Annotated in this window: 3 protein-coding genes; all 3 read right to left on the bottom strand. The window is 64.5% G+C overall.

Annotated features, from left to right (window positions below):
• Positions 1 to 220: 220 nt before the first annotated feature.
• Positions 221 to 3,460, bottom strand: coding sequence for a bifunctional cytochrome P450/NADPH--P450 reductase (locus Q7T45_RS01655; protein ID WP_304866653.1), 3,240 nt, complete (start codon positions 3,458 to 3,460; stop codon positions 221 to 223).
• A 159-nt stretch (positions 3,461 to 3,619) separates the two neighbouring features.
• Complete coding sequence (locus tag Q7T45_RS01650; protein ID WP_304866657.1) at positions 3,620 to 4,612, bottom strand: alpha/beta fold hydrolase; 993 nt, start codon at positions 4,610 to 4,612, stop codon at positions 3,620 to 3,622.
• Between the two features lie 42 nt (positions 4,613 to 4,654).
• Positions 4,655 to 4,977, bottom strand: a 323-nt coding sequence (locus Q7T45_RS01645; RefSeq protein ID WP_304866650.1) for a WS/DGAT domain-containing protein, incomplete at its 5' end; no start/stop codon positions are given.

Below are 4,977 nucleotides of genomic sequence, written 5' to 3'. Positions count from 1 at the left end.
AGCGCCGCGGAACAGATCGGGGTCTGGAAGTTTCCAGACGAGCGCCCGCTCGCTCCTCAGGAAATTCTCGCAACCGGTGATGGGCTCGGATCGCCGTTAGGCTCCAGCACCCTATGGCCGCTAGTACTGACGCAGCAGGCGGTGGTCTGGAGGGCGAGCAAGCGTTAGCGGGTTCAGCACCAACTGGCGGCCGCACCGCCGTCACGCCCTGCGCCAAACCTCAGCCCCCTGCCCACACATCCAGCACGTAGCGGTTGCTGGTGCCGAGTTCGTCGATCCAGCGCAGTCCCGCCTCCGGGTCGGCGCCATTGCGCTCGCGGTAGATCGCCACCAGCGCGGCCTTGACGTCCGGCTCCATCCTGCCGCCGTCGCCGCAGACGTAGATGATCGCGCCCTGTTCGATCAGGCTCCACACGCGCTCCTTCTGCGCCGCCACCAGATGCTGCACATAGGTCTTCGGGCCGTCGGCGCGCGAGAACGCGGTGTGCAGTTCGGTGATCCCGGCGGCGGCCCACGCCTTCAGCTGGTCGGCATAGAGATAATCCTGATCGGGATGACGGCAGCCGAAGAACAGCATGGCCGGACCCAGGCTGGCACCCCCGGCCTTGCGCGCCTCGCGCTCGGCGAGGAAGCCGCGGAACGGCGCCAGACCCGTGCCCGGTCCGATCATGATGATGGGCACGCTGTTGTCGTCAGGCAGCCGGAAGCCGGCCTTGGTCTCGCGCACCGTGGCGTGAATGATCTCGCCGGCGCGGCGGCTGGCGAGGTAGTTCGAGCAGATGCCCTTGTAGACGCCGCGTCCGGAACTCGCGGGTCCCTGCACCACGGCGACGGTGACGCTGCAGCTGTTGGCATCGACCGACGGCGACGACGAGATCGAATAATAGCGCGGCGCCAGCAGCGACAGCATTTCCAGATAGGCGTGGAACGGCAATTCGCAGGCCGGATGTTCTTCCAGCAGATCGAACACCGATTTGCGTTTGGTGAGGATGTCGGCGCGATAGCGTTCAGTGGCGGCGGCATCGTCACCGACATAGGCCAGCAGCTTCGGCCTGGTCATCGGGCAGCGCGTGTGCTCCGACATGATCTGGATCTGCTTGCGGGTCGCGACCTGCTGCAGCTCGACGAATTCGGAGAGCAGGCGCCCGACCGACACCACGTCGCCAACCGGCAATTGCGCGCGGCGGCCTTGCGCGACCTGCAGCCGGATCTGGTCTCCGGGAAGAAATCCGAAGCGGCGCGCGACGGCATCCACCAGCGACGGGTCGTTGCGCGGCACCACGCTGAGATGGTCGCCGACCCGGTAGCTGACGCCGGCAGGCAACTGCACCTCGATATGCCGGGTCGAGCGATCCGAGGCGCCGGCGCCGGCCTTGTTCTGCAGTTCGCGATTGGCAAGCACCTTCATCGGCGCCACGCTGCCCAGCGCCACGATCGCATTGACCGCCGATGGCGCCACCGGCTCGATCTGGTACAGCGGCTCGTCGTCGGCGCTGCGGCTGAAACTCGAATCGACGCCGAATTCCTTCATCGCCAGCGGGGCAGCCTTGGCGAACCAGCTCTCGAACTGGCCGTCGAGGTCGCTGCGGGCATCGCCTTCGCCGCGCGGATATACGCTGCGCGCGCCATGGGCCGCCAGTTGCTCGTCAATCAGCCGCGGGACCGACTGGTAGGTCGCGGCCCAGTCGCTGTTGCCGCAGCCGAACACCCCGTAACGCACTTTTGAAAAGGCGTCCTTCGGCAGGTCGCCGCCGAGCCATTTGACGAACTGGGTGGCGTTGTCGGGGGGCGCGCCATTATAGGATGCGCAGAAGATCAGCACGCCGCCCTGTTCCGGCAACTGGCCGACAAAATCATCGAGCGGCGCGAGTTTGGTGGCAAAACCGTTGACCTCGGCGAGGTCGGCGACCCGGATCGCCAGTTCCTCGGCGGTGCCGAGGTTCGATCCGTAGAGCACCAGCAGCGGCGTGTTGTGGCTCGGACGCGTGCGGGCACGCGGCGCCGCAGCACCGGTCGAAACCGCCGCGGTCGTCGTGGCGCGGCCGGCAAACGCCCCGCGCTCGGTGTCGGTGCGCGGCCGCACCTTGATCTTGAAGCCGTCGGGCTTGATGGTCAGCGTTTCCTTCAACACCATCTGATAGCGATGGTTGTCGATCAGCTTGAAGCGCTGCAGGATCATGCCGATCGCCAGCGCTGCCTCGTGCATGGCAAAGCCGCGGCCGATGCAGGCGCGCTGGCCGTTGCCGAACGGCTTCCAAGCATTGACCGGACGCGCCGCCTCGGCCTCCTTGCTGAAATTCTCGGGATCGAAGGCGTCGGGATTGGGTCCCCAGACACTGGGGTCGCGGTGCAACGCCATCACCAGCACGGTGATAAAGGTGTTCTTCCTGAGCTGATACTTGCCGCCGATGGTTTCATCCTTCAGCGGCGAGATACCATAGGCCGGCGCCGGCGGCCACAGCCGCAGCGCCTCTTTCAGAATTTGCGTGATGTAGGTGAGCTGCGTGACCTGCTGATAGGTCGGGCGCGCGTCGATATCGGGGCCGAGCACCCGGTCGACTTCCTCATAGGCCTTCTTCAGCACCTCGGGATGCTTCAGCAGCGCATAGAGCGTGCAGGACAACAGCCCGCTGGTGGTCTCGTGGCCCGCGATCAGGAAGGTATTGATCTGGTAGCGGATGTTGACGTCGTCGAGCTGTTCGCCGGTGGCGCGGTCGACGCCGGTCATCATGGCGCCGAGCATGTCCTTCTTGCCCTCGGCGGCTTCGGCATTCTTGCGGCGTTCGGCGACGACCTCGTCGACCATCTTGTTCATGAAGGCGACGTCGGCGGCGAGATCGCGGCGGCGCTTCTGCAGCCACAGATTCTCCAGCGGAATGCCGCGGGTCATCATGATGGTCTCGAGCGAGCGCACCAGCGATTCCACGAAGGGGTGATAATCGCGCCGGTAGAATGAGTTGAAGCGGTAGTCGAAGCCGCACAGGCCGATGGTGTCGAGCGTGAGCGCGGTCATGTCATGAACGACGTCGATTTCCTCGTCGCCGTTCAGCCGCTCCCACTTCTTCACCAGCTGCTCGGCGATATCGACCATGCTCGGATGGTAGGACTGCATGGCGCGGTTGCCGAAAGGCGTCAGCAGGATGTTATGCGCCTTGCTCCAGTTCGGCTCCGTGGTGTCGGCGGTGAACAGGCCGTCGCCGCCGATCGAGCGCACCCGGCGCAGCGCACCGCGCACCGCCTTGTCGAACCGTTTCTCGTCGCTGAGTTCGTCGATCAGATCGTGGCCGGCGACGATCACCAGCGGCGCGCCCATCATGTCGAGCCAGAAGATCGGCCCGAGCTCCTTGGTCAGCCGTACCAGATGCTGCACCGGCGCATTGGCGTCCAGCGACAGCATGTTGCCGACCACCGGCTTCTTCGGCGGATGCGGGATCGGGCTCAGTTTGTTGGTCGACGCCATCGCGATAGTCTCTCCTGGCTGATCTTACTTTAGTAGCGCACCGCCCTCACAACGTCATTGCGAGCGAAGCGAAGCAATCCATCGTGCAACAGAAAGAAAGAATGGATTGCTTCGTCGCAAGGGCTCCTCGCAATGACGATGAGAGGCTGGTGCCGCTTTTCACCCAAACCGCTTCCTGCGCCATTCGATCAGCTTGGCGCTGACCTCGTCCGGCTTTTCCTGTTGTGTCCAGTGGCCGCTGTCGCGAACCAGGTATTTTTCGAGATCGGGAATGATCTTCTCCATGCCGTCGGCCGAGGACGGCGGCAGCACGTGATCGTTCTCGGCCATGATCATCAGCGACGGCACCCGCACGGTATGGTCGATGTCTACAGAGCGCTGCCAGTTGCGCGACATGTTGCGGTACCAGTTGATGCCGCCGGTGAAGCCGGATTTTGTGAAGGTGTCGACGAACACTTTTTTCTCTTCCGGCGACAGGATCGGCGTCCGCGGGTCGTGCTTGGCGTCATACGCCGCAATCATTTGCGGGAAGGCCAGATTGAGCCGTGGCGATGCGCCGACGCCGGCGACCACCTCTTCCGCCGGCGCGTTGCCGCGCGGCACCGGCTTGCGCATGAAGGCATCGAAGGTCTGCTCGACCCGGCTGCCGAAAATTTTATCGGGCTCGCGCGCCGGGTCCTGGAACTGGACGATATACATGTGCTCGCCGAAACGCTTGCGCAGTAGATCGATCGGATCCGACGGCGCCCGGTTGGTGTGCGGCGTATTGATGCCGACCACGCCGGCGACGCGGTCGATGTGCCGCAGCGGCATCTGCCAGACGATGAAGCCGCCCCAGTCGTGGCCGACGAAAATCGCCTTGTCGATTTTGAGATGGTCGAGCAGGCCGATCAGATCGCCGGTGAGGTGCTCGATGTCATAGGACTCGACCGGCTCGGGCCGGTCGGTCGCGCCATAGCCGCGCTGATCGGGCGCGATCACCCGGATGCCCGCCTCGCTCAACGCCTTGATCTGATGGCGCCAGGAAAACGCGATCTCCGGCCAGCCGTGGCAGAGGATGACCGGCGGCGCGTCGGTTTTCGGGCCGGCTTCGTAGTAACCCATGCGAATGCCGTTGGTCTGGGCGAACTGCAGCGGCGGCATCTCTATCATCATTGGTGTCTCACTCTGGCAAAGAATTCCCGTTCGAAGGCTTCAGCTTGCCGCGCTCTTGAGATCGGCCGGCGGAGCATAAGCGGCCTCGAGGGCGGCGAACTCGCCCGGCAGCATGTCGCACAAAACCTGGACATGGGGAATGATGTTGGCGCCGGCGATGAAACCGAAATCCAGCTGGTCGCGGTAGCTCTGCACGGTGATGTTGAGCGCCAGCCCGTGGGTCGAGATCGACACCGGGAAGATATGCAGCAATTCCGCGCCCGCCGCGTACAGCGTCTGGCGCGGCCCCGGCACGTTGGACACCGTGATGTTGGCCGCCGGCGGCAGCACGTCCGACAGGTTGGAGCGGCTGTACAGCAGCG

Origin of the sequence: Bradyrhizobium sp. (genome assembly GCF_030646015.1) — a bacterium.
Taxonomy (GTDB): domain Bacteria; phylum Pseudomonadota; class Alphaproteobacteria; order Rhizobiales; family Xanthobacteraceae; genus Bradyrhizobium.
This window is presented reverse-complemented; position numbering and strand designations above follow the sequence as displayed.

Bases quoted from the DNA above. Each gene is read 5' to 3' on its own strand.
- Q7T45_RS01650 (WP_304866657.1), bottom strand. From the start codon at position 4,612: ATGATAGAGATGCCGCCGCTGCAGTTCGCCCAGACCAACGGCATTCGC.
- Q7T45_RS01655 (WP_304866653.1), bottom strand. From the start codon at position 3,460: ATGGCGTCGACCAACAAACTGAGCCCGATCCCGCATCCGCCGAAGAAG.